The 23,406-nt window shown below is 62.2% G+C and carries 24 protein-coding genes; 21 read left to right on the forward strand and 3 right to left on the reverse strand.

Going from position 1 to position 23,406, the window contains the following annotated elements:
- The first annotated feature begins 1 nt into the window (after position 1).
- Positions 2 to 1,783: an ABC transporter transmembrane domain-containing protein gene (locus DM872_RS25510; RefSeq protein ID WP_179062024.1), complete on the forward strand. Its 1,782-nt coding sequence runs from the start codon at positions 2 to 4 to the stop codon at positions 1,781 to 1,783.
- 64 nt (positions 1,784 to 1,847) lie between these two features.
- On the opposite strand, the gene rne is transcribed toward DM872_RS25510, so the two are convergent.
- Positions 1,848 to 4,934, reverse strand: a complete 3,087-nt coding sequence (gene rne, locus DM872_RS25515; RefSeq protein WP_179062025.1) for a ribonuclease E — start codon at positions 4,932 to 4,934, stop codon at positions 1,848 to 1,850.
- 558 nt (positions 4,935 to 5,492) lie between these two features.
- On the opposite strand from rne, the gene rluC reads away from it, so the two are divergent.
- Genes rluC through sppA form a run of 3 tightly spaced genes read left to right on the forward strand, consistent with a single transcriptional unit; the run spans position 5,493 to position 8,104 of the window.
- Positions 5,493 to 6,446: a 23S rRNA pseudouridine(955/2504/2580) synthase RluC gene (gene rluC / locus DM872_RS25520; RefSeq protein WP_179062026.1), complete on the forward strand. Its 954-nt coding sequence runs from the start codon at positions 5,493 to 5,495 to the stop codon at positions 6,444 to 6,446.
- On the forward strand, positions 6,439 to 7,131 hold the full coding sequence (locus DM872_RS25525) for an HAD-IA family hydrolase (RefSeq protein ID WP_179062027.1): 693 nt from the start codon (positions 6,439 to 6,441) through the stop codon (positions 7,129 to 7,131). Before rluC ends, DM872_RS25525 begins: the two co-directional genes overlap by 8 nt.
- Positions 7,124 to 8,104, forward strand: coding sequence for a signal peptide peptidase SppA (gene sppA / locus DM872_RS25530; RefSeq protein ID WP_179062028.1), 981 nt, complete (start codon positions 7,124 to 7,126; stop codon positions 8,102 to 8,104). Before DM872_RS25525 ends, sppA begins: the two co-directional genes overlap by 8 nt.
- A 65-nt stretch (positions 8,105 to 8,169) precedes the next feature.
- On the opposite strand, the gene DM872_RS25535 is transcribed toward sppA, so the two are convergent.
- Complete coding sequence (locus tag DM872_RS25535; RefSeq protein WP_179062029.1) at positions 8,170 to 8,748, reverse strand: Maf family protein; 579 nt, start codon at positions 8,746 to 8,748, stop codon at positions 8,170 to 8,172.
- Positions 8,749 to 8,856: 108 nt separating this feature from the next.
- Between DM872_RS25535 and DM872_RS25540 the strand changes: the two genes are divergently transcribed.
- From DM872_RS25540 to DM872_RS25600, 13 genes are all read left to right on the forward strand, one after another.
- A complete protein-coding gene (locus DM872_RS25540) occupies positions 8,857 to 9,384 on the forward strand; it encodes a YceD family protein (RefSeq protein ID WP_179062030.1) in 528 nt (175 codons plus the stop codon).
- A gap of 13 nt (positions 9,385 to 9,397) precedes the next feature.
- Entirely contained in the window at positions 9,398 to 9,580 is a 183-nt protein-coding gene (gene rpmF, locus DM872_RS25545; RefSeq protein ID WP_044870244.1) for a 50S ribosomal protein L32, read from the forward strand.
- 3 nt (positions 9,581 to 9,583) lie between these two features.
- Positions 9,584 to 10,594: a phosphate acyltransferase PlsX gene (gene plsX / locus DM872_RS25550; RefSeq protein WP_179062031.1), complete on the forward strand. Its 1,011-nt coding sequence runs from the start codon at positions 9,584 to 9,586 to the stop codon at positions 10,592 to 10,594.
- Between the two features lie 103 nt (positions 10,595 to 10,697).
- Positions 10,698 to 11,636, forward strand: a complete 939-nt coding sequence (gene fabD, locus DM872_RS25555) for an ACP S-malonyltransferase (RefSeq protein WP_179062032.1) — start codon at positions 10,698 to 10,700, stop codon at positions 11,634 to 11,636.
- A 15-nt stretch (positions 11,637 to 11,651) separates the two neighbouring features.
- Positions 11,652 to 12,395, forward strand: a complete 744-nt coding sequence (gene fabG / locus DM872_RS25560) for a 3-oxoacyl-ACP reductase FabG (RefSeq protein ID WP_179062033.1) — start codon at positions 11,652 to 11,654, stop codon at positions 12,393 to 12,395.
- A 191-nt stretch (positions 12,396 to 12,586) separates the two neighbouring features.
- Positions 12,587 to 12,823: an acyl carrier protein gene (gene acpP, locus DM872_RS25565; RefSeq protein ID WP_016493661.1), complete on the forward strand. Its 237-nt coding sequence runs from the start codon at positions 12,587 to 12,589 to the stop codon at positions 12,821 to 12,823.
- A gap of 169 nt (positions 12,824 to 12,992) precedes the next feature.
- Complete coding sequence (gene fabF, locus DM872_RS25570) at positions 12,993 to 14,237, forward strand: beta-ketoacyl-ACP synthase II (RefSeq protein WP_179062034.1); 1,245 nt, start codon at positions 12,993 to 12,995, stop codon at positions 14,235 to 14,237.
- Complete coding sequence (gene pabC / locus DM872_RS25575; RefSeq protein WP_179062035.1) at positions 14,237 to 15,052, forward strand: aminodeoxychorismate lyase; 816 nt, start codon at positions 14,237 to 14,239, stop codon at positions 15,050 to 15,052. The genes fabF and pabC overlap by 1 nt, the downstream gene beginning before the upstream one ends.
- A gap of 3 nt (positions 15,053 to 15,055) precedes the next feature.
- The gene (gene mltG, locus DM872_RS25580; RefSeq protein WP_179062036.1) at positions 15,056 to 16,093 is read left to right on the forward strand and encodes an endolytic transglycosylase MltG; all 1,038 of its coding nucleotides are present in this window, start codon (positions 15,056 to 15,058) and stop codon (positions 16,091 to 16,093) included.
- Between the two features lie 13 nt (positions 16,094 to 16,106).
- Positions 16,107 to 16,739 carry a dTMP kinase gene (gene tmk, locus DM872_RS25585; protein WP_179062037.1) on the forward strand — a complete coding sequence of 211 codons (633 nt, stop codon included), beginning with the start codon at positions 16,107 to 16,109 and terminating at the stop codon, positions 16,737 to 16,739.
- Positions 16,732 to 17,718 carry a DNA polymerase III subunit delta' gene (locus tag DM872_RS25590; protein WP_179062038.1) on the forward strand — a complete coding sequence of 329 codons (987 nt, stop codon included), beginning with the start codon at positions 16,732 to 16,734 and terminating at the stop codon, positions 17,716 to 17,718. Before tmk ends, DM872_RS25590 begins: the two co-directional genes overlap by 8 nt.
- Before the next feature lie 35 nt (positions 17,719 to 17,753).
- Positions 17,754 to 18,110: a PilZ domain-containing protein gene (locus DM872_RS25595; RefSeq protein ID WP_028627861.1), complete on the forward strand. Its 357-nt coding sequence runs from the start codon at positions 17,754 to 17,756 to the stop codon at positions 18,108 to 18,110.
- 66 nt (positions 18,111 to 18,176) lie between these two features.
- A complete protein-coding gene (locus DM872_RS25600; RefSeq protein WP_179062039.1) occupies positions 18,177 to 18,959 on the forward strand; it encodes a TatD family hydrolase in 783 nt (260 codons plus the stop codon).
- Between the two features lie 246 nt (positions 18,960 to 19,205).
- Here the strand turns inward: DM872_RS25600 and DM872_RS25605 are convergent, their stop codons facing one another.
- Positions 19,206 to 20,339 carry an aminotransferase class V-fold PLP-dependent enzyme gene (locus tag DM872_RS25605; RefSeq protein WP_179062040.1) on the reverse strand — a complete coding sequence of 378 codons (1,134 nt, stop codon included), beginning with the start codon at positions 20,337 to 20,339 and terminating at the stop codon, positions 19,206 to 19,208.
- Positions 20,340 to 20,413: 74 nt separating this feature from the next.
- Between DM872_RS25605 and DM872_RS25610 the strand changes: the two genes are divergently transcribed.
- From DM872_RS25610 to DM872_RS25625, 4 genes are all read left to right on the forward strand, one after another.
- Complete coding sequence (locus DM872_RS25610; protein WP_179062041.1) at positions 20,414 to 21,052, forward strand: TetR/AcrR family transcriptional regulator; 639 nt, start codon at positions 20,414 to 20,416, stop codon at positions 21,050 to 21,052.
- A gap of 89 nt (positions 21,053 to 21,141) precedes the next feature.
- Positions 21,142 to 22,110 (forward strand): GTP 3',8-cyclase MoaA, encoded by a 969-nt coding sequence (locus DM872_RS25615; protein WP_179062195.1) that lies wholly within the window; start codon positions 21,142 to 21,144, stop codon positions 22,108 to 22,110.
- Positions 22,111 to 22,176: 66 nt separating this feature from the next.
- Positions 22,177 to 22,779, forward strand: a complete 603-nt coding sequence (locus DM872_RS25620) for a DUF4823 domain-containing protein (protein WP_179062042.1) — start codon at positions 22,177 to 22,179, stop codon at positions 22,777 to 22,779.
- A 10-nt stretch (positions 22,780 to 22,789) separates the two neighbouring features.
- Positions 22,790 to 23,359, forward strand: a complete 570-nt coding sequence (locus tag DM872_RS25625; RefSeq protein ID WP_179062043.1) for a DUF1285 domain-containing protein — start codon at positions 22,790 to 22,792, stop codon at positions 23,357 to 23,359.
- Positions 23,360 to 23,406 lie beyond the last annotated feature (47 nt).

A 23,406-nucleotide genomic window follows, 5' to 3' on the forward strand; every position in this document is an offset into this window, starting at 1 on the left:
GATGGCATCTTTTCTTTCCGCACGGCAGCGTAATGCGCTGCGCATGGCCGGGCGCTTCGTCGCGCCGTATCGCTGGCGGGTGATCGGCGCCTTGCTGGCGCTGTTGTTCACTGCCGGTATCACCCTGTCCATGGGCCAGGGCATTCGCCTGTTGGTTGACCAGGGACTGGCTACACAGTCCGAAGCGTCGTTGCGGCATTCGATCATGCTGTTCTTCGGCCTGGTGCTGGCTCTGGCGCTGGGCACCTTCACGCGTTTCTACCTGGTTTCCTGGATTGGTGAGCGCTTCGTTGCGGACATCCGCAAGCGCGTGTTCGACCACCTGATCCAGCTCCATCCGGGCTTCTACGAAAGCAATCGCGCATCGGAAATCCAGTCGCGGCTGACGGCAGACACCACGTTGCTGCAATCGGTGATCGGCTCCTCGCTGTCCATGGCATTGCGCAACGGGATCATGCTGGTCGGGGGCATTGGCCTGCTGTTCGTCACCAACCCCAAGCTGACCGGCATCGTGCTGCTGGCGTTGCCGCTGGTGCTGGCACCGATTCTCATCTTTGGTCGACGGGTACGGAAACTGTCGCGGCAGAGCCAGGACCGCATCGCCGACGTCGGCAGCTATGTGGGCGAGACCCTTGGCCAGATCAAGACGGTGCAGGCGTATAACCACCAGGCGCAGGACCGCCAACGATTCGCCGGCACCGTGGAAGGGGCATTCGACACCGCGCGGCGTCGCATCACCCAGCGTGCCTGGCTGATCACCCTGGTGATCCTGCTGGTGCTGGGCGCCGTAGGTGTGATGCTCTGGGTGGGTGGCACAGACGTGATCGCCGGACGCATTTCTCCCGGCGACCTGGCGGCCTTCGTGTTTTACAGCCTGATCGTGGGTGCCGCCTTCGGCGCCATCAGCGAGGTGATCGGCGAGCTGCAGAGCGCCGCGGGTGCGGCAGAACGCATCGCTGAACTACTGCAGGCGCGCAATGCCATTCATGCACCGCTTGAAGGGCGGGCGACGCTACCGGAGCGGGTCAGTGGGCAGATCGAGCTGGAGGATGTGCACTTTGCCTATCCGGGACGACCTGATGTGAACGCGCTGGACGGCGTCAGCCTGGCGGTTCGTCCTGGCGAAACCCTGGCGTTGGTGGGGCCGTCCGGGGCGGGCAAGTCGACTGTGTTCGAGCTCCTGCTGCGCTTCTTCGATCCCCAGACCGGGAGCATCCGTGTGGAGGGCGTGGAGCTTCGCCAGCTCGATCCCGCTGACCTGCGCCGTTGCTACGCCCTTGTGTCCCAGAATCCGGCCCTGTTCTATGGCAGTGTCGAAGACAACATTCGCTACGGCCGACCCGAGGCCAGCGATGCCGAGGTCGAAGCCGCTGCCCGAGCGGCCCATGCGCACGAGTTCATCGCCCGTCTGCCACAGGGTTATGGCACTCATCTGGGGGAGGGTGGTATCGGCCTGTCCGGTGGTCAGCGCCAGCGTCTGGCAATTGCCCGTGCCCTGCTGGTGGATGCCCCTATCCTGCTGCTGGACGAGGCCACCAGCGCCCTGGATGCGGAAAGCGAACACCTTATCCAGCAGGCCCTGCCGGCTCTGATGAGCGGGCGAACCACCCTGGTGATCGCTCATCGCCTGGCCACGGTACAGAATGCCGATCGCATTGCGGTGATGGAGCGGGGCAGGGTGGTGGCAATCGGTCGTCACGCGCAACTGGTGGTCAACAGTCCGCTCTATGCACGATTGGCTGAGCTGCAGTTCGGTGCCCGGACGGAGGATGAAGTCGAGTAGCGATAGCTGGTGAACAAAAAAAAGGGGATGCCAATGGCATCCCCTTTTTCATTCAGGAAAAGCTTCAGACGACTGGTTTAGTCTCGTCCTTGGCTTCTTCCTTCTCTTCTTCGTCGGCCTTGGTCTCGGCTTGCGCCGGTACTTCGGCTTCAGTCACGAGCGCGAGTTGTTCAGGCTGTTCAGCCGGGGTCTCTACTGCTTGCTCGACGGTTTCTTCAACCTTCTGCTCGGCAGCTACCACTGTTTCTTCGACGTCTGCGACGGCGTGAGCAGCAGCGGAAACCGGTTCGGCGGCAGCAACAGCTTCGACGGCCTTGGCGGATGACTCTTCGGCTTCCTTGGCCAGACGCTCGGCTTCGCGCTGACGACGACGCACTTCGCGCGGATCGTTGGCGGCACGGCCGGTGCTGGTCGGAGCCTGGGCTGCCGGTACTTCAGGCTGCGGCGCAACGACCGGAGCTTCTTCGACAACGGCAGGTGCTTCTACCACGACTTCAGCAGCAGGGGCGGATTCAACGGCCTGGGGTGCTTCCACCACGGTCGCTTCGACCACCGGAGCTTGCTCAACGAACGCAGCAGTTTCTTCGACCTGGGCGACCACAACTTCGGTCTCCGCGGTTTCGACAACCGGAGCTTCGGCTTGAGCCGGGGCTTCGGTGACGGCTTCGGCAACAACTTCAGCGGCAACTACACCGGCGGCAACAGCGGCAGCAACCGGGGCTGCTTCGCCGTCTTCCTGACCTTCCACCAGCTCATCACCGTTGGCTTCACGCTGACGCTCGCGGCGGTTGCTGCGGCGGCGCTGGCCACGGGAACGGCGGCGAGGACGCTCGTCATCGGAGCCTTCCAGATCGTCGTCCTGCAGCAGCTCTTCGTTGTTCAGCAGTTCCTCGTCGACTGGCTCGGCCTGGGCCAGTTCGGCACGCGGCTGACGCTCTTCGCGAGGTTGACGCTCTTCACGCGGCTGGCGCTCTTCGCGGGCCGGACGCTCGGCGCGTTCGCCACGCTCGCGACGACCTTCCTGGCCTTCGCGCGGTTCGCGGGGCTCACGAGGTTCACGGGCTTCACGCGGCTGACGCTCTTCGCGGGGCTCACGAACCGGACGCTCTTCGCGAGGCTGGCGCTCTTCGCGCGGTTGACGCTCCTCACGGGGCTCACGAGCCTGACGCTCTTCGCGAGGCTGGCGTTCTTCACGTGGCTGACGCTCTTCGCGGGCCGGACGCTCGCGGCGGCCCTCTTGGCCTTCACGGGCTTCGCGAGGTTGGCGTTCTTCGCGAGGCTGGCGTTCTTCACGCGGCTTGCGATCTTCCTCGCGGCGGCCTTCACGAGGTTCGCGGCCTTCACGGCCATCGCGACGACGGTTCTGCTGACGGCCATTGCGGCGCTCTTCACCACGCGGCTGGCGCTCGGCAGCAGGCTTCTCAGCCTCGACCTTGGGCTCTTCCTTGCCGGCGAACAGGCCTACCAGCGACTTGACCAGACCCTTGAACAGGCTGGGCTCAGGAGTCGGTGCCGGTTGGACTTGCGGAGCGACTGCGGTCGGTGCCGGAACCGGGCGCTCGGGGGAAACGGTCTTCACCGCCGCTTCCTGGCGAACCAGGGTGCGGGTGGAGCTGACCGGTTGGACTTCTTCCACCTCGGCCGGGGTCATTTCGTAGCTGGACTGGTTGTTCAGCACTTCCGGGCTGTCGTCGCGCAGGCGCTGGACTTCGAAGTGCGGGGTTTCCAGGTGGTCGTTCGGCAGGATGACGATGCGCGAACGGCTGCGCAGCTCGATCTTGGTGATGCTGTTGCGCTTCTCGTTGAGCAGGAACGCGGCGACCGGGATCGGCACCTGGGCGCGGACTTCGGCGGTACGGTCCTTGAGGGCCTCTTCCTCGATCAGGCGCAGGATGGCCAGCGAGAGGGATTCCACGTCACGGATGATGCCTTGGCCGTCGCAACGGGGGCAGACGATGCCGCTGGTCTCGCCCAGGGACGGACGCAGGCGCTGACGGGACATTTCCAGCAGGCCGAAGCGCGAGATACGACCGATCTGAACGCGGGCGCGGTCGGCTTCCAGGGCTTCGCGGACTTTTTCTTCCACTGCACGCTGGTTCTTGGCTGGGGTCATGTCGATGAAGTCGATGACGATCAGGCCACCGATGTCACGCAGGCGCAGCTGGCGGGCGATTTCTTCAGCCGCTTCCAGGTTGGTCTGCAGGGCGGTTTCTTCGATGTCGCCACCTTTGGTCGCACGAGCCGAGTTGATGTCGATGGACACCAGGGCTTCGGTCGGGTCGATGACGATGGAGCCACCGGACGGCAGCTTCACTTCGCGCTGGAAGGCGGTTTCGATCTGGCTTTCGATCTGGAAGCGGTTGAACAGCGGAACGCTGTCCTGGTAGAGCTTGATCTTGCTCTGGTACTGCGGCATCACCTGGCGAATGAAGCTCAGGGCTTCCTCGTGGGCTTCGACGCTGTCGACCAGCACTTCACCGATGTCCTGGCGCAGGTAGTCGCGGATGGCGCGGATGATGACGTTGCTTTCCTGATAGATCAGGAAGGGAGCGCCGCGCTCACCGGAAGCTTCCTTGATGGCGCTCCAGAGTTGCAGCAGGTAATCCAGGTCCCACTGCAGCTCTTCGCTGGAGCGGCCCAGGCCGGCGGTACGAACGATCAGGCCCATGTCGGCCGGAGCGTTGAGGCCGTTCAGCGCTTCACGCAGTTCGTTGCGCTCTTCGCCTTCGATGCGACGGGAGATGCCGCCGGCGCGGGGATTGTTCGGCATCAGCACCAGGTAACGACCGGCAAGGCTGATGAAGGTGGTCAGGGCAGCGCCCTTGTTGCCGCGCTCTTCTTTCTCGACCTGGACGATGACTTCCTGGCCTTCGCTGAGCACTTCCTTGATGTTGATGCGGCCTTCGGGGGACTTCTTGAAGTACTCGCGGGAGATTTCTTTCAGGGGCAGGAAGCCGTGGCGCTCGGCGCCGAAGTCGACGAAGGCGGCTTCAAGGCTGGGTTCGATACGAGTGATTCGGCCTTTGTAGATGTTGGCCTTTTTCTGCTCGCGGGCACCCGATTCAATGTCCAGGTCGTACAGGCGTTGGCCGTCGACCAGAGCAACACGCAACTCTTCGGGCTGAGTCGCGTTAATCAGCATTCTTTTCATGTGGTACCAATGGGTTTCCGGGCTACCGGAAACGGCGATTGGCGCACACGACTCTCGCGGTCGGTGTCAGGTGCGTGTCAGGAGCGGCGTGCCACTCCAGTGTCCAGCGAGCTCCAGTCAAAGGGACCGGAATCGCGACTACGTCTCCTGCTTGCTGTCGTGACAGAAGCACTTGTTCAGGAGGAGGAATCAACGGTCGGAAGCGGACGAAATGAAGCGTCTTGAAACTACGCAGTCCGACGGTTATGCATCTCCACCCTACACTTATCCCTTGAAAATCGGGTGCCGCTCGCTGAATCCGTAGCGGGTTGCATTTACCGTGATCTCCCAAAGGAAAGGGACGATCACGCGTCATGGCTCAAGGCTTTGGTTTCTGAAAATTCGCAGTCATTGCAGCGAATTTTCTGTCGGACGGCCTTACGTCCTGAAAGGGTTGCAGCGGTTGGGGGTGGCAGTTTTGGCGATCACCCCGAAACCAGGCCGCTTTTGGCGGCGTTCGCGACTATAGCAGTAATCATTAAGTGCTTCAAATCCATAAAAAATTGTTATGATGCGCAAATGAACACTCCTGCCTCTCCAGCCTCCAGCGTCCAGCTGCTTGAGGTTGCGCCGGAATATGCCGGCCAACGCATCGACAATTTCCTACGCACTCATTTGAAAGGTGCGCCCAAGACGTTGATTTATCGCATCCTTCGTAAGGGCGAAGTCCGCGTGAACAAGGGGCGTATCAAGCCAGAGTACAAACTCCAGGCGGGCGACATCATCCGCGTTCCGCCGCTGCGTTTGTCCGAGCCGGACGAGCCGGCACCAGTGGCCCAAGGTCTGCTGGAGCGCCTGGAAAGTGCGATCGTTTACGAAGACAAAGCACTGATCGTGCTGAACAAGCCGGCCGGCATTGCCGTGCACGGCGGGAGCGGTCTCAGCTTCGGGGTGATTGAAGCCTTTCGTCAACTGCGTCCGGAGAGCAAGGATCTCGAGTTGGTGCACCGCCTCGATCGCGACACCTCCGGGCTTCTGATGATCGCCAAGAAGCGCAGCATGCTGCGTCACCTTCACGAGGCGCTGCGCGGCGATGGCGTCGACAAGCGTTATCTGGCGCTGGTGCGCGGTAGTTGGCCGACTTCGAAGAAGAAAGTCAGTGCGCCGTTGATGAAGAACAATCTGCGTTCCGGCGAGCGCATGGTCGAAGTGAATCCGGAAGGCAAGGAGGCGCTTACCGAGTTTCGCGTCGTGCGCCGTTTCGGAGAGTTCGCCACCCTGGTGGAAGCCAGCCCGATTACCGGGCGTACTCATCAGATTCGTGTGCACGCCAAGCATGCCGGCCATTCCATTGCCGGCGATCCCAAGTACGGCGACGAGGATTTCACTCGTGAGGTTCGTGAGTTGGGCGGCAAGCGCCTGTTCCTTCACGCACACTCCCTGGCGATCAGTCTCCCTGATGGGGGTGAGTTGAAGCTGGAGGCTCCGGTTGACGAGATGTGGCAGAAAACCCTGGAGCGTCTCGGTGCCTGATTACCAGCTGCTGATTTTCGACTGGGACGGCACTTTGGTTGATTCCATCGCCCGTATCGTCGAGTCCATGCGCGTGGCTGCAGAGGTTTCCGGACTTCCGTGGCGAGATGATGCGGCTATCAAGGGCATCATCGGGCTCGGTCTGCCGGAGGCGATCGCGACGCTTTATCCAGAACTCGAAGATCCCCGGCGCATAGACGCATTCCGGCAGCGTTACGGTGAGCACTACAACACGCTGGAGTGCCAGCCTTCGCCGCTGTTCGAGGGGGTGGCTGAGGCGCTGGAGGTGTTCCGTGCCCAGGGCTATCGTCTGGCGGTGGCCACCGGCAAAAGTCGCCGGGGGTTGGAGCATGTGCTGGCCGGGCGTGGCTGGCTGGATTACTTCGATGTCACTCGCTGCGCGGACGAGACCGCGAGCAAACCTGATCCACGCATGCTGCATGAAATCCTTGCGCATTGCGGAGTGACTGCCGAGCAGGCTGTGATGGTGGGGGATTCTCCCTTCGATTTGCGCATGGCGCATCGGGCTGGGGTGGATTCCGTGGCGGTTGGGTATGGCGCCCAGCCGCTTGCTGAGTTGCTCAAGGAGTCGCCCAGGTTGGCGATCGAGCGTTTCGAGGAGCTGCGTCACTGGCTGGAAGGTGACCTGAGCCGGCAATCCCGAGAGGTGGAGCTTTATGTCTGACGAATGGAAAGAAGCGCCTGCCGACAAGGCGGAGCAGAAGAGTTGGAAGTTGCTGGAGAAGGCTGTCCTGGCGGGAGTCCAGGAGCAGCGTCGTGCCCGGCGCTGGGGTATTTTCTTCAAGTCCCTGACCTTCCTGTATCTCTTTGTCGCCCTCGCGCTGTTCTGGCCGGCATTCGATCTGCAGAAAAGCGCTGCGCGCAGCCAGGAGCACACGGCGCTGGTCGAGGTCCGTGGAATGATCGCCGACGAAGAGGCTGCGAGTGCCGACAACATCGTGACCGGCCTACGTGCGGCTTTCGAGGATCCGAAGACCAAGGGTGTCGTGCTGCGGATAAATAGTCCGGGTGGTAGCCCGGTGCAGTCCGGTTACATCTATGACGAGATCCGTCGGCTGCGTGCGGAGCACAAGGACATCAAGGTTTACGCGGTGATCACTGACCTTGGCGCGTCCGGTGCGTATTACATTGCCAGTGCGGCGGACGAGATCTATGCCGACAAGGCGAGCCTGGTCGGGTCTATTGGTGTCACTGCGGCGAGCTTCGGTTTCGTCGATGCCATGGGCAAGTTGGGTGTTGAGCGCCGCGTCTATACCTCGGGCGAGCACAAGGCCTTCCTGGACCCGTTCCAGCCACAGAAAGCTGAGGAAACCCAGTTCTGGCAAGGCGTCCTGGATACCACTCACCAGCAGTTCATCGAGAGCGTGAAAAAGGGACGTGGCGATCGGCTCAAGGTCGATGGGCATCCCGAGCTCTTTAGTGGGCTGGTCTGGTCGGGTGAGCAGGCGTTGGCGCTTGGTCTGGTCGACAAGCTCGGTAATACCAGTTTCGTTGCGCGCGAGGTCATCGGCGCGAAAGAGATCGTCGACTACACCGTGCAGGAGTCGCCCTTCGATCGCTTCTCGAAAAAGTTCGGTGCCAGTGTTGCCGAGCGGTTGGCGCTCTGGATGGGGTTCCAGGGGCCGAGCTTGCGTTGATTTCGCGTCTGCTAAATAAGAAAGCCCGGCCAGAAGCCGGGCTTTCTTCCTTCTATATGGGGGAATCAGGGAATCTGTACGCCTTCGGCGAGCAGCATGTCCACGAGTCGAATCAGTGGCAGGCCGACGAGGCTGGTGGCGTCCGGGCCTTCGGTCGCGCGGAACAGGCTGACACCTAGTCCTTCTGCCTTGAAGCTGCCGGCGCAATCATAGGGTTGCTCCGCTTCCAGATAGCGGCCTATGCGTTCGGCGTCCAGCTCGCGGAAGTGCACGGTGAAGGGCACGCAGTCCACCTGGTAATGGCCGGTAGCGCTATTCACGAGGGCGAGGCCGGTCAGGAAGCTAACACTGGTTCCGCTAGCTGCCAGTAGTTGATTGCGGGCGCGTTCGAAATCATGGGGTTTGCCGAGGATCTGCTCGCCCAGCACGGCGACCTGGTCCGAGCCGATGATCAGATGGTTCGGGTTCTGGCTGGCAAGGGCTCTGGCTTTCTCCAGTGCCAGGCGGCGCACCAGTTGTTCGGCGGGTTCATCCGTCTGACGGCTTTCATCGATAGCGGGTGCGCCCCAGGTAAAAGGCAGTCGCAGGCGTTCGAGCAGTTCGCGTCGGTAGGGTGAGCTGGATGCAAGCACCAGGGGTAGCATGGCAATCTCCGGTCTGAGAGGCGGGAAATTCTATAGAGGCCCGTCGCGCGCGGACAATGCGGAAATTCTTTTGACAGGGCAGGGGCTCGTCCCTAGAATGTCGCGCCTATGTTGAATGGGCCGATTCCACCTCATGTAGATCCGCGCAAGCTGGCGGACCGCGAAGTCACTCTAGAGGGTGACATTGCGCTCGCCAGTCTGGAGCGACTCTGCGATCCCCTAGCGGACAACGCGGGCAGCATCCATGCAAGCCTCGCGTTCGCCCGTGACGAGCGTCGTGCTGTCGTTATTCACAGCCGGATTGACGTCGAGGTCAAGATGGTTTGCCAGCGTTGTCTAGAGCTGGTCACCCTGAACATCCACAGCGAGTGTGATTACGCCGTGGTGAGGGAGGGGGCGGACAGTCAGTCGCTGCCGAAGGGCTATGACGTGCTGGAAGTGGGTGAGGATCCGTTGGATCTGATGACTCTGGTCGAGGATGAGCTGTTGCTTGCCCTGCCCATTGTTCCGGCCCATGACCCTGAAGATTGCCAGCAGCCGGCGGGCACCAATGAGCCCGAGCCGAGCGAGAACGAGGTACCGCGGTCCAACCCGTTCAGCGTACTGGCGCAGTTAAAGCGTGACCCAAACGTTTAGGAGTTAATTGATTATGGCTGTTCAGCAGAACAAAAAATCCCGCTCGGCACGCGACATGCGTCGTTCCCACGACGCCCTCGAAGCCAACGCCCTGTCCGTAGAGAAGAGCACTGGTGAAGTTCACCTGCGCCACCACGTTTCCCCGGACGGTTTCTACCGCGGTCGCAAAGTGATCGACAAGGGCGCTGCCGAGTAATCCTTGGCCGCCTCGATCATCGCGATTGATGCAATGGGCGGGGACTACGGTCCCCGCTGCATTGTTCCAGCCAGCGTCGCCTGTCTGGCTGAATTCCCCTCGCTTCACCTGGTCCTCGTCGGCCAAGCTCCCCTCCTTGAAGAACTCGTTGCCCGCATTCCTGCGGTCGATCGCCAGCGCCTGCAAATCGAACACGCCAGCGAAGTGATCGCCATGGATGAGCGCCCGGCACAAGCCCTGCGCGGCAAGCCCGATGCCTCGATGCGTGTCGCCCTCGATCTTGTGCGCAATGGGCGAGCCCAGGCCTGTGTCAGTGCTGGCAATACCGGTGCCCTGATGGCGCTGTCGCGCTACGTGCTGAAGACCCTGCCCGGCATCGATCGCCCTGCCATGGTCAGTGCCATTCCCACGGCGCGGGGGCATTGCCATCTGCTCGACCTGGGCGCCAACGTCGATTGCAGTGCCGAGCATCTCTACCAGTTCGCCGTGATGGGGGCTGTTGCAGCCGAGGCGCTCGGCACTCCTGGTCCTCGCATCGCATTACTGAATGTCGGAACCGAGGACATCAAGGGCAACCAGCAGGTCAAGCTTGCGGCGAGCCTGCTGCAGCAGGCCGAAGGTCTCAACTACATCGGCTATATCGAAGGCGATGGCCTCTATCGGGGCGAGGCCGACGTGGTGGTCTGTGACGGTTTCGTCGGCAATATCCTGCTCAAGTCCAGCGAAGGATTGGCCTCGATGATTTCCACTCGAATGGAAGCGCTGTTCAACGAAACCCTCGCTTCTCGGGTGGTAGGTGCGCTGGCCCTGCCGTTGCTGCGCCGTCTTCGGACGGATCTGACTCCGGCACGCCATAACGGGGCGAGCTTCCTGGGGCTGCAGGGCATCGTGATCAAGAGCCATGGTTCGGCCGGCTCTGAAGGCTTCCAGAGCGCCATTCGTCGCGCGCTGATCGAGGTGCGCGAGAATCTCCCGCAGCGCCTTCACGGCAGACTGGAGCATCTGTTGCTGTAGGATGTGACCGCTACCGGCAGCCTGTCATCCAAATGTCAGTTCCGTGCGCTTGGCTATGCCAGGCGTCAATCTCCCTATACCGCCAGATAAGGGACCTCAGTCAATGTCCGCATCCCTCGCTTTCGTATTTCCCGGTCAGGGTTCCCAGTCTCTGGGCATGTTGGCCGAGCAGGGGGGCCAGCAGAAGCTGGTCCTGGATACCTTCGCCGAAGCCTCCGAGGCGCTCGGCTATGACCTCTGGGCGCTGACCCAGCAAGGTCCGGAAGAGCAGCTCAACCAGACCGACAAGACCCAGCCAGCCATCCTCACTGCATCCATCGCCCTGTGGCGCCTGTGGCTGTCCGAGGGTGGTGCACGCCCCGCGTACGTCGCCGGCCATAGCCTCGGTGAGTACTCCGCCCTCGTGGCTGCAGGCAGCCTGGGCTTCGCCGATGCCGTGAAGCTGGTGGAGCGTCGCGGTCAGTTGATGCAGCAGGCCGTTCCGGCAGGGCAGGGCGGCATGGCCGCCATCCTGGGTCTGGAAGATGCCGATGTGCTGGCCGCATGTGCCGAAGCCGCCCAGGGTGAAGTGGTCAGCGCTGTCAACTTCAACGCCCCCGGCCAGGTGGTGATCGCCGGTTCCGCTGCGGCCGTCGAGCGCGCCATCGAAGCGTGCAAGGCTCGTGGTGCCAAGCGCGCCATGGCGCTGCCGGTCAGCGTGCCTTCTCACTGCGCCCTGATGAAGCCGGCCGCCGAGCGCTTCGCTGAGTCCGTCGACGCGCTGGACTGGCAGGCGCCGCAAATTCCGCTGGTGCAGAACGTCAGCGCCTCCGTGGTGGCCGACCTCACCGAGCTCAAGCGTGACCTGCTGGCTCAGCTCTACAGCCCGGTTCGCTGGGTAGAGTCGATGGTCAGTCTGTCTGAGCGTGGCGTTACCGACCTCGTCGAATGTGGTCCGGGTAAGGTGCTGTCCGGTCTGAACAAGCGCTGCGTGAAGGGTGTCAACACCCACAATCTGGATACCCCTGATGCTTTCGCGGCCGCCCGTGCCGCGCTGGCCTGAACAAGGAGAAGACCTATGAGTCTGCAAGGTAAGGTGGCATTGGTCACCGGTGCGAGCCGCGGCATTGGCCAGGCTATCGCCCTCGAACTGGGCCGTCAGGGTGCCGTGGTGATCGGCACCGCGACCTCCGCTTCCGGCGCCGAGCGTATCGCCGAGTTCCTCAAGGACAACGGCATCGAAGGTGCCGGCCTGGTCCTGGACGTCAGCAATGACGAATCGGTCGCCAGCACCCTGGAACATATCCAGCAGCACCTGGGTCAGCCGCTGATCCTGGTGAACAACGCCGGCATCACCCGTGACAACCTGATGCTGCGCATGAAAGACGACGAGTGGTTCGACGTCATCAACACCAACCTCAACAGCCTGTACCGCCTGTCCAAGGCCGTGCTGCGTGGCATGACCAAGGCTCGCTGGGGTCGCATCATCAATATCGGTTCGGTGGTGGGTGCCATGGGCAACGCCGGCCAGACCAACTACGCCGCCGCAAAGGCTGGCCTGGAAGGCTTCAGCCGTGCCCTGGCCCGCGAAGTCGGCTCCCGTGCGATCACCGTCAACGCGGTGGCCCCTGGCTTCATCGACACCGACATGACCCGTGAGCTGCCGGACGCCCAGCGCGATGCGCTGCTGACCCAGATCCCGCTGGGTCGCCTGGGCCAGGCCGAGGAGATTGCCAAGGTGGTGGGCTTCCTCGCTTCCGACGGTGCTGCCTACGTCACCGGCGCAACGGTTCCGGTCAACGGCGGCATGTACATGAGCTGAATGTGACGAATCCCTTCAGGAAGATGTCATATGGGCTGTCTAGAATTCGCTATATAAGTGCAGCAGGGTTATAGACATTTCGTTGCGGCGATCCTGAAGGGGTTCAGGCGTTCTGCTTGAAATGCGGAAAACCCTTTCTATACACTGCAGCCCCAGCTGCACGGATTTTTCCATAGGAGTGAAAACACGGTATGAGCACCATCGAAGAACGCGTCAAGAAAATCGTCGCCGAGCAACTGGGCGTCAAAGAAGACGAAGTCACCAACAGCGCTTCCTTCGTTGAAGACCTGGGCGCCGATTCCCTTGACACCGTTGAGCTGGTGATGGCTCTGGAAGAGGAATTCGAGACCGAGATCCCGGACGAGCAAGCCGAGAAGATCACCACCGTTCAGGAAGCCATCGACTACATCAACGCCCACGCGCAGTAATGTAGTCGTCGGTTCCCCGACGCGGAAAAGCCGCACGACCCGACTGGGCGTGCGGCTTTTCTTTAAGCCGATTGTTGAAAATCTGCGGTTTGCGCGTTACCTGCCGAGCTTTTCAACAGTCTGTTTATCCGAATCAACCGCCGTGTAGAGATTGAAGAAGGAGATCGCTGTGTCGCGTAGACGCGTCGTGGTCACTGGCCTTGGCATGCTGTCGCCGCTGGGTACTGATGTATCGAGCACCTGGCAGGGAATTCTGGCTGGCCGCAGTGGCATTGGCCCCATCGAGCATATGGACCTGTCCGCCTATACCACCCGTTTCGGTGGTTCGGTGAAGGGGTTCAATGTCGAGGAATACCTGTCGGCCAAAGAGGCGCGCAAGCTCGACCTGTTCATCCAGTACGGCCTCGCTGCAAGCTTCCAGGCTGTGCGTGACTCAGGTCTCGAAGTTACCGATGCCAATCGGGAGCGCATCGGCGTGGCCATGGGCTCCGGGATCGGTGGCCTGACGAACATCGAGAACAACTGCAAATCCCTGCATGAGCAAGGGCCGCGCCGTATCTCGCCGTTCTTCGTGCCTGGCTCGATCATCAATATGGTGTCCGGCTTCCTGTCGATCCACCTGGGTATCCAGGGGCCGAACTACGCCATTGCCACGGCGTGCACCACCGGCACCCACTGCATCGGCATGGCTGCGCGCAACATCGCCTATGGCGAGGCGGACGTGATGGTCGCGGGTGGCTCTGAAATGGCTGCCTGTGGCCTGGGATTGGGTGGTTTCGGCGCAGCCCGTGCGCTGTCGACTCGCAATGACGACCCGACCCGTGCCAGCCGTCCCTGGGACAAGGGCCGCGACGGTTTCGTGCTTTCCGACGGTGCCGGCGCGCTGGTCCTCGAAGAACTGGAGCATGCGAAAGCCCGTGGCGCGACCATCTACGCCGAACTGATCGGCTTCGGCATGAGCGGCGACGCCTATCACATGACTTCGCCGCCGGAAGACGGTGCGGGTGCAGCGCGCTGCATGAGCAACGCCCTGCGCGACGCTGGCCTGAATGCCGCTGAGGTGCAGTACGTGAATGCCCACGGTACTTCGACCCCGGCCGGCGATATCGCTGAAGCCATGGCGCTCAAGTCTGTGTTCGGTGAGCATGCGTACAAGCTGGCAGTCAGCTCCACCAAGTCCATGACCGGTCACCTCCTGGGTGCGGCGGGTGCGGTGGAAGCCATCTTCAGCGTCCTCGCGCTGCGTGATCAGGTGGCGCCGCCGACCATCAACCTGGAAGAGCCGGACGAAGGTTGCGACCTCGACTTCGTGCCCCATGAAGCACGCTCGATGCCCATCGATGTCGTACTCTCCAACTCCTTCGGCTTCGGTGGCACCAACGGTTCCCTGGTGTTCCGCCGGTTCGTGGGCTGATGCCGAATTGGGTTGACGGCCATCCGGCTGATTCGCTGTCCATCAAGGATCGCGGTCTGGCCTACGGCGATGGGCTTTTCGAAACCATCGCCGTACGTGGCGGCCGACCCCCGCTTCTCGAGTACCACATGGCGCGGCTCGCCGACGGCTGCCAGCGCCTGGGTATTCCACTTGACCTGCAATTGATGCGCACGGAGTTGGTGGCCTTCTCGGCTGGATTGGGTGAAGGCGTCGCCAAGCTGATGGTCACGCGTGGCGATGGGCTGCGTGGTTATGCTCCGCCGCCTGTCGCGCTGCCCCGGCGCATTCTGCAGAGCGCTGCCTTTCCGCTTTATCCAGAGAGCAATGCGGAGCAGGGCGTCCGACTCTTCCCTTGTGCCACTCGACTCGCCGAACAACCGATGCTGGCTGGCCTCAAGCACCTCAACCGGCTTGAACAAGTCCTGGCCCGTGCCGAATGGCAGGATGGCGAGCACGCCGAAGGCCTGATGCGCGATCTGTCTGGTCGTGTGATCGAGGGTGTGTTCAGCAATCTGTTCATGGTGCGTGACGGCATACTGCTCACCGCTGATCTCTCCCGTTGCGGAGTCGCGGGTGTCATGCGCGCTGCGCTGCTGGATAGCGCCAAGGCGGAAGGTCTCCAGGCCGAAGTGCGCGATATCACCTATGACGAGTTTCTCCAGGCGGATGAGGTTTTTCTCTGTAACAGCCTCTTCGGCGTATGGCCGGTGCGTTCTGTAACAGGGCATCACTGGCCGGTCGGGCCGCTGACCCGTAAACTTCAGGTCATCGCCCGCGAGCTACTGGATATCTGATTCGTGATACGCAAATTCCTGCTGATGCTGGAAGCAGGCCTGCTCCTTGCCGGTCTGCTGATTGCCTTTGCCGGCTGGCAGCAGCGCGTCACCCTTGAGCAACCCCTCAACATCTCCGCCGAGCGGATGCTGGATGTGCCGGCTGGCGCTACGCCCGGTGGCCTGCTCAATCGCCTGGAGACGGAAGGGGTTCTGAACAACGCGTTCTGGCTGCGCCAGTACTGGCGCTTCAACCTGGCCGGCGAGTCCCTGCACAGCGGTGAGTATCGCTTGACGCCAGGCATGCGCGCCGCCGATCTGCTGGGACTGTGGCGGCGTGGCGAAGTGGTGCAGTACAGCGTGACCTTGGTGGAGGGTTGGAACTTCCGCCAGGTTCGCGCCGCCCTGGCCAAGCAGGCCAAGCTGGAGCAGACGCTGACCGATGTCAGCGATGCTGAGCTGATGGCTCGCCTGGGGCGCCCGGGCGAATACCCCGAAGGTCGCTTCTTCCCGGATACCTATCGCTTTGTGCGCGGCATGCGCGACATCGACCTGCTGAAGCAGGCGCGGGATCGTCTCGACCAGGTGCTGGCCGAGGAGTGGGGCAAGCGTTCCGAGAAATTGCCCTATAACGACCCCTATCAGGCGCTGATCATGGCGTCCCTGGTCGAGAAAGAGACCGGAGTGCCCAACGAGCGCGGGCAGATTGCCGGCGTGTTCGTGCGCCGACTCAATAGCGGCATGCTGCTGCAGACTGACCCGACCGTCATCTACGGCCTGGGCGAGCGCTACAACGGCAACCTGACCCGCGATCACCTGCGTGAGGCGACCCCCTACAACACGTACGTGATCAGTGGCCTGCCGCCAACCCCCATTGCCCTCGCTGGGCGTGAAGCCATCCATGCCGCGCTGCATCCCGTGGCAGGGAAAAGCCTCTATTTCGTCGCCCGTGGCGATGGCAGCCATGTATTCTCCGAGACTTTGGGCGAGCACAATCAGGCCGTGCGTGACTTCCAGATGAAGCGCCGCAGCGACTACCGCTCCAGTCCCACCCCGCAATGAATAAGGACACCCAGTGAGCGGTCTGTTCATCACCTTGGAAGGCCCCGAAGGCGCCGGAAAAAGCACCAATCGCGAGTACCTTGCAGAGCGCCTGCGTAGCCATGGCATCGAGGTCGTACTGACTCGGGAGCCGGGCGGTACGCCGCTCGCCGAGCGTATCCGCGAACTCCTGCTGACCCCCAGCGACGAAACCATGGGCGCCGACACTGAGTTGCTGCTGGTCTTCGCCGCCCGTGCCCAGCATCTGCAGGGCGTGATCAAGCCGGCCCTGGCGCGAGGTGCGGTGGTGCTCTGCGACCGCTTTACCGATGCCACCTACGCCTATCAGGGCGGTGGTCGCGGCCTGTCCAGCGAGCGTATCGCCCAGCTGGAAAACTTCGTCCAGGGCGACTTGCGTCCGGACCTGACCCTGGTCTTCGACCTGCCAGTGGAGATCGGCTTGAGCAGGGCCGCCGCCCGTGGCCGCCTGGATCGTTTCGAGCAGGAGCAGCGCAGCTTCTTCGAAGCCGTTCGGCAGACTTATCTGCAGCGCGCTCAGGCCGCTTCGGACCGTTACAAGGTCGTCGATGCGTCGCTGACGCTGGGGGAAGTGCAGGCCAATCTCGATAAGTTGATTCCCGATCTGCTGGTGCGCTGCCATGGCTGACGCCTATCCCTGGCAAACCGCGCTCTGGCAGCAGCTGGCGGGCCGTCCGCAACACGCGCACGCCTACCTGCTGCACGGGCCATCCGGTATCGGCAAGCGTGCCTTGGCCGAGCGCCTGATGGCGCGCCTGCTGTGCCAGAGTCCCAACGGGCTCGATGCCTGCGGTCAGTGCAAGGCGTGCCTGTTGCTGGCGGCCAGTACGCATCCCGACGCATTCGTCCTCGAGCCAGAGGAAGCGGACAAGGCGATTCGCGTTGACCAGGTCCGCGAACTGGTGGGATTCGTCGTTCAGACCGCGCAGCTCGGTGGACGCAAGGTCGTGCTGCTGGAGCCGGCCGAGGCAATGAACCTCAATGCCTCCAACGCCCTGCTCAAGAGCCTGGAAGAGCCGTCCGGCGATACGGTGCTGCTGTTGATCAGCCACCAGCCGAGCCGGCTGCTGCCGACCATCAAGAGCCGCTGCGTACAGCAGGCCTGCCCATTGCCGAGCGAGGCGCAGAGCCTGGCATGGTTGGGTTCAGCATTGCCCGACGCGCCGCCTGAGGAACTGAGCGAGTTGCTGGTGCTCGCCGGCGGCTCTCCGCTTTCGGCGCTGCGCCTCGAAGGGCAGGGCGTGCGTACCCAGCGTGCCGAAGTCGTGGATGGTGTGAAGAAGCTGCTCAAGCAGCAGGCGGGTGCCAGTCAGTTGGCAGAAGGTTGGAACGCCGTGCCTTTGCCTTTGCTGTTCGACTGGTTTTGCGACTGGGCCCAACTGATGCTGCGCTACCAGCTCACCCGTGACGAAGCGGGGCTCGGGCTCAACGATATGCGCAAGGTGGTGCAGTACCTGGCCGACAAGGCGCCGCAAAGTAAAGTCCTGGCCATGCAGGACTGGCTGCTGCAACAACGTCAGAAAGTCCTCAACAAGGCCAACCTCAACCGTGTCTTGCTTCTCGAAGCTCTTCTGGTCCAGTGGGCAAGCCTGCCCGGGCCGGGCTAGAATCGGTGGCTGAACCAGCTTGCCAGGAAAACCGTATGAGCCTGCCGCCGAACCTGGGCCCGCGTAACGGGATTCTGTCCTTGACCATCAAGGACAAGTCCGTGCTGTACGCCGCCTACATGCCGTTCATCAAGAACGGTGGCCTGTTCATTCCGACCAACAAGACCTACAAGCTCGGCGACGAAGTATTCATGCTGCTCAACCTGATGGATGAGCAGGAGAAGATTCCGGTCGCCGGCAAGGTGGTCTGGATCACCCCCAAGGGCGCCCAGGGCAACCGCGCAGCGGGCATCGGCGTCCAGTTCAATGATGGCGACAGTGGCGCGCGCAACAAGATCGAGACCTATCTCGCCGGCGCCCTCAAGTCCGACCGTCCCACCCATACGATGTAACCGGCCGCCGGGCCCGGGCTGAAAGCGACAGGCTTGAAGCTTGGCGCCTGCGCCTGGAGCCTGACCATGCTGATCGACTCCCATTGCCATCTGGACCGCCTTGATCTGGGCGCCCATGGTGGTTCCCTGGACGCCGCCCTCGACGCCGCTCGTGCCCGTGGCGTCAGCCAGTTCCTCTGCATTGGCGTAAGTGCCGACAATGCTGCTGCCGTGAAGTCGGTGGCCGAGCGCTACGATGACGTGCATTGCTCGGTCGGTGTTCACCCCCTTGACCTGCAGCCGGGCGAATCCCTGGCGCTGGAATGGTTGCTGGGCGAGCTGGAGCATCCGCGGGTCGTGGCAATCGGTGAGACAGGTCTGGACTACCACTACGAACCCGAGGCAGCTGAGCTCCAGCAGCAAGCCTTCCGGCTGCATCTGGAGGCGGCGAAGGTCACCGGCAAGCCTGTCATCGTGCATACCCGCGAAGCCCGTGCCGATACCCTTGCTCTTCTGCGTGAGGCAGCACTGCCGCAGGCCGGCGTGCTGCATTGCTTTACCGAAGACTGGGAAATGGCGCGCGCAGCGCTGGATCTCGGTTTCTATATCTCCCTGTCCGGAATCGTCAGCTTCCGCAATGCCAGCGCGCTGCGCGACGTCGCGCGCCAGGTCCCGGCGGATCGCTTGCTGGTGGAAACCGATTCACCGTATCTCGCGCCCGTGCCTTATCGCGGCAAGCCCAACCTGCCGCAGTACGTACGTGAGGTGGCGGAGTTCCTGGCTGACTTGCGTGGGGTTCCCTTCGAAGCTTTCGCAGAGCAGACCAGCGAGAACTATCTGCGCCTGTTCCCCCTCGCGCGGCGCGGCTGAAGCGGCTGCGGAAACCACTCGAAAAAACGCGCACAAAAAAAACCCGGGTTCTGGGGGATGAATCCGGGTCAAGACCATTAGGAGTAAAACAAAGGAACGCGATCCACGGTTCCTCGACTGGCTGGGCACTTGGGGGGAGATGCCGCGCGCCAGTAAGAAGAAGTATCGGTCAATATCCCCATGCGTCCAGACAGTGCAGCGGCGTTTCTTAAACCTATTTGGAATACGCCGGCGCCGGCTGAGTCCTCATGCGTCTGCCATCTGGCGTAAGAGCGCGAGCGTCTCGTCTATCACGTGGGATTCCGTATAGAAGTGCGGTGAGAAGCGGATTCCCCCTCCGCGCTGGGCGCACACCACCTGTTCCGCCCGGAGCCGTTCGAACAGCAGCTGATTGTCCCAGCCATCCAGGCGGAAAGTGAGGATGCCGGCGCGACGCAAGGGATTCAGCGGGCTCAACAGTTGGATACCGGGGATCTGCGCCAATCCGTCTTGCAGCCATTGGACGCGTTCGGCGAGCGCCGCAGCAACCTGGTCCATGCCCACCTCTTCCAGCAATGACAGGCTCGCTTCCAGCGCCATCGCGCCAAGCATGTTGGGGCTGCCGCACTCGAAGCGTCGCGCTGTACGGGACGGCTCCCAGTCGACGCGCTCGTAGTCACCGGGGTGCTCGAGCATGTGCCAGCCGTATTCATGGAGCTTCAGTTGTTCTCGCAGATCACTGCGGCAATAGAAAACCCCCAGTCCTTCCGGTCCAAGCATCCATTTATGCCCATCGGCCATGGCGAAGGCGCAATCAATGGCCTGAACATCGAAGGGCAGGGCGCCCAGCTGCTGAATGGCGTCGACACAGAAGAGCACGCCGAGCCGACGGCATTCGTGGCCGAGCCGGTGCAGATCCAGGCGCAATCCGCTGGCGTATTGCACGGCGCTTATCGAAAGCAGTCGGGTGCGAGGGCCGCACGCGGCGAGCAGCGTACCTTCCGGATCGGCTCCGTCCAGCGACACCTGGACCGTTTCCACGCCGAAGCGCTTCAGGGCTTCCCAGACGACGCGGTTGGACGGGAATTCCTGATCGCTGATGATCACCTGATCACCCGCCGTCCAGTCCAGACCAAAGGCAACGAACGAAAGGGCTTCCGATGTATTCTTGACCAGTGCAATATCAGCCGTGGTCGGACTGTTCAGTAGTCTGGCCAGGCGTTCGCGGAGGCGACGTTCCACGGTGAGCCAGTCTGGATAATCCCTTGCACCGAGGCGCCAGTTCTCTTCGGCGAAGCTCTGGACCGCACGAGTCGCGCGTTTGGGCCAGGGCGCAACCGCGGCATGGTTGAGATAGCGGAGCCCATCGGCGTGGGCGAACTCATCTTGCAATATGCTCATAGTCGGATGATCCGTGCATTTTTACGCCAGATAGGCATAATACGCGGCTTGATTTTTGACCCCACAGTCCCTTTATGCAGAAAGAACCCCGTAAAGTCCGTGAGTTCCGCCGCCGCGAGCAGGAAATTCTCGACACCGCCCTCAAGCTCTTTCTAGAAGAGGGCGAAGACAGCGTTACCGTCGAGATGATCGCTGACGCAGTGGGTATCGGCAAAGGCACCATCTACAAGCACTTCAAGTCCAAGGCGGAGATCTATCTGCGCCTGATGCTCGACTACGAGCGCGACCTGAATGCGTTGTTCCATTCCGCAGATGTAGACCGCGACAAGGAAGCGTTGTCGCGCGCCTACTTCGAGTTCCGCATGCGCGACCCGCAGCGCTATCGCCTGTTCGACCGCCTTGAAGAAAAGGTGGTGAAGAACAGCCAGGTGCCGGAGATGGTCGAGCAACTGCACAAGATCCGCGCGTCCAACTTCGAGCGCCTGACCCTGCTGATCAAGGGACGCATCGCCGAAGGCAAGCTGGAAGACGTTCCGCCGTACTTCCACTACTGCGCCGCATGGGCACTGGTGCATGGCGCTGTCGCGCTCTACCACTCGCCATTCTGGAGCAATGTCCTGGAAGATCAGGAAGGCTTCTTCCAGTTCCTCATGGACATCGGCGTCCGCATGGGCAACAAGCGCAAGCGCGAAAGCGAGTTGCCCGCGGGCTGACGCATTCAGAGCGCCTATAACGCGGTCCCGGATATGTGCCGTGTCGACCGCAGGGATATACTCCGGTGTACCACATGCCGGAGCGTCCCATGATCGTCGACCGCCAAGGCAGGCGTTTCCGCAACCTGCGTATCAGCCTGACCGCCGCCTGCAACTACGCCTGTACCTATTGCGTGCCGGACGGCAAGAGGCTGGTGGCGGCCCAGGATGAACTCTCGGCCGAGGCCATGGTGCGCGGCGTGGCCTACCTCATCGAGGCGGCCGGCATCGAACGCCTGCGGATTACTGGCGGCGAGCCGCTGGTCAGCCCCAAGCTCGATCCGTTCCTCCGCGCAGTCAGCAAGCTTGGTCTCGAGGACATCAGCCTGACCAGCAATGGCCAGTTGTTGTCGCGCAAGCTCCCCCTGCTGCTGGATTGCGGCATACGCCGGCTGAACATCTCCCTCGATACCCTGGATGCTGACGAGTTCCGTGGCATCGCCCGTGGCGGCGATCTGGCCACCGTGCTCCAAGGGCTGGAAGAAGCGAAAGCTGCCGGCCTGAAGATCAAGGTCAATATGGTCCCCCTGCGTGGCAAGAACCTCGACCAGGTATTGCCGCTGCTGGACTATTGCCTGGAGCGGGGCTTCGAGCTGCGTTTCATCGAATTGATGCGCATGGGACACCTCGCTCGCGACCCCAACGGTTTCCATCAGCAGTTCGTAGGGCTGGAGGAGTTGCTGGCATTGATCCGAACGTCCCACGAGTTCGTTCAGGCTAGCGCGCCGCTGGATGCCACTGCCCTGCGTTATCGGGTGCCGGGTGAAGGCCATTTCGGCGTGATCGCCAACGAGAGCGTACCTTTCTGCCGGACGTGCTCCCGCTTGCGCCTGTCCTCCACCGGCTGGCTGCACGGTTGCCTGTCATCGAGCAATCGTCACTACGTCGGCGACCTGCTGGAAAAACCACGGCATGAGGCTCTGCCTGCCTTGCAGCGGTTGCTGGTCAAGGCGCTGGCCGACAAGCAGGACGTGGCGTTCTCCGGTGGTGTCACCGTGATGAAGATCATTGGCGGTTGATGGCGCGGAAGCTGCATTGGTTCTCCATCTGCCGGTTTTTCGTCGCCGGCACCTGGAGGACACACGATGCGTAGGATGATTCTGTTGCTGGCAGTTCTCGGCCTGGCGGGCTGCATGAAGGTCAGTGACATGGCGGAAGGCACACGCGAGCAATTGAGCGATGCCGGATTCCTGGACCACAGCGAGACCCGTCGCGCCAGCCCCTGGCGCTTGCAGGCGGACTCCTTCATCTACATCGCGCAGGGCTACTTCGTGCCCCCGGGTTCCGCCTATCCGCGCCCCAACGTGGTCGCTGAAGAGGCGTTCAGGGGTTTCGTCGAGTACTTCCCCATGGTGCGTCGCGCCAAGGGCCCTGCCGGTCTGGAAGAGGCCATGGGACAGGCTCGCGCATTCGGGGCGCATTATCTGCTGTACGCGCGATTCGCCAGTGCTGACGACCGCATCGGAACCGTCGAGGAGTGGGAAGACGAGGAATCGCTGGATCGGCTCGGGCGCGATCGTGGGGTAATCCAGTTGATGCTGATCGAGACCAATACCCGTTATCTCGTGGACACCGCCCGAATTCGCAATCGTGGCGGTTTTCTGACGTTTTACGATGAGAAACCTGAAGACCTGATCGGCGCGCCGCTGGAAGAGTATGCTCGCAGCCTGATCGGGTTGAGTCGTTGAGGAGATTGAAATGAGCGATCCCGGCAAAGCCGGTGACTTGCTGGCGCAGATACCCAAGGGCGACAAGCCGGGTGGCGCGCCCGTTCATCTGTGGAACCCGCCGTTCTGCGGTGATCTCGACATGCGCGTCGCTCGCGATGGCACCTGGTTCTACCTGGGCACGCCAATCGGACGCAAGCCGATGGTCAAGCTGTTCTCCAGCGTGATCCGCAAGGATGGCGAGGACTATTTCCTGGTCACGCCGGTAGAGAAGGTGGGCATCAAGGTCGATGACGCACCCTTCGTTGCGGTCGAGTTGCGGGTGGAGGGGGCAGGGCGGGAGCAGCAGCTGCGTTTCATCACCAATGTCGAGGATGAGGTGGTCGCCGGTGCAGTTCATCCGCTGCGTGTGGAGCTGGACCCGCAAACCCAGGAACCGTCGCCCTACGTCCTGGTGCGGACCAACCTGGAAGCGCTGATCCATCGCAACGTCTTCTACCAGTTGGTGGAACTGGCGGAGCCGCGCCAGATCGATGGCATTACCTGGCTGGGTGTGTGGAGTAGCGGCGAGTTCTTCCCCATCGGACCACTGCCGGAGTAGCCGGAAGGTGGATATGAAAAAGGCTCCCGAGGGAGCCTTTTTCATGC

It is taken from the genome of Pseudomonas taiwanensis (assembly GCF_013393345.1).
Lineage (GTDB): Bacteria > Pseudomonadota > Gammaproteobacteria > Pseudomonadales > Pseudomonadaceae > Metapseudomonas > Metapseudomonas resinovorans_C.

Coding starts and splice junctions, on each gene's coding strand:
- rne (WP_179062025.1), bottom strand. CDS start 4,934: ATGAAAAGAATGCTGATTAACGCGACTCAGCCCGAAGAGTTGCGTGTT.
- DM872_RS25600 (WP_179062039.1), top strand. CDS start 18,177: ATGCTGATCGACTCCCATTGCCATCTGGACCGCCTTGATCTGGGCGCC.
- rluC (WP_179062026.1), top strand. CDS start 5,493: ATGAACACTCCTGCCTCTCCAGCCTCCAGCGTCCAGCTGCTTGAGGTT.
- DM872_RS25595 (WP_028627861.1), top strand. CDS start 17,754: ATGAGCCTGCCGCCGAACCTGGGCCCGCGTAACGGGATTCTGTCCTTG.
- DM872_RS25625 (WP_179062043.1), top strand. CDS start 22,790: ATGAGCGATCCCGGCAAAGCCGGTGACTTGCTGGCGCAGATACCCAAG.
- DM872_RS25540 (WP_179062030.1), top strand. CDS start 8,857: ATGTTGAATGGGCCGATTCCACCTCATGTAGATCCGCGCAAGCTGGCG.
- acpP (WP_016493661.1), top strand. CDS start 12,587: ATGAGCACCATCGAAGAACGCGTCAAGAAAATCGTCGCCGAGCAACTG.
- fabG (WP_179062033.1), top strand. CDS start 11,652: ATGAGTCTGCAAGGTAAGGTGGCATTGGTCACCGGTGCGAGCCGCGGC.
- DM872_RS25605 (WP_179062040.1), bottom strand. CDS start 20,339: ATGAGCATATTGCAAGATGAGTTCGCCCACGCCGATGGGCTCCGCTAT.
- DM872_RS25620 (WP_179062042.1), top strand. CDS start 22,177: ATGCGTAGGATGATTCTGTTGCTGGCAGTTCTCGGCCTGGCGGGCTGC.
- sppA (WP_179062028.1), top strand. CDS start 7,124: ATGTCTGACGAATGGAAAGAAGCGCCTGCCGACAAGGCGGAGCAGAAG.
- DM872_RS25590 (WP_179062038.1), top strand. CDS start 16,732: ATGGCTGACGCCTATCCCTGGCAAACCGCGCTCTGGCAGCAGCTGGCG.
- DM872_RS25615 (WP_179062195.1), top strand. CDS start 21,142: ATGATCGTCGACCGCCAAGGCAGGCGTTTCCGCAACCTGCGTATCAGC.
- DM872_RS25610 (WP_179062041.1), top strand. CDS start 20,414: ATGCAGAAAGAACCCCGTAAAGTCCGTGAGTTCCGCCGCCGCGAGCAG.
- DM872_RS25510 (WP_179062024.1), top strand. CDS start 2: ATGGCATCTTTTCTTTCCGCACGGCAGCGTAATGCGCTGCGCATGGCC.
- DM872_RS25535 (WP_179062029.1), bottom strand. CDS start 8,748: ATGCTACCCCTGGTGCTTGCATCCAGCTCACCCTACCGACGCGAACTG.
- fabD (WP_179062032.1), top strand. CDS start 10,698: ATGTCCGCATCCCTCGCTTTCGTATTTCCCGGTCAGGGTTCCCAGTCT.
- rpmF (WP_044870244.1), top strand. CDS start 9,398: ATGGCTGTTCAGCAGAACAAAAAATCCCGCTCGGCACGCGACATGCGT.
- pabC (WP_179062035.1), top strand. CDS start 14,237: ATGCCGAATTGGGTTGACGGCCATCCGGCTGATTCGCTGTCCATCAAG.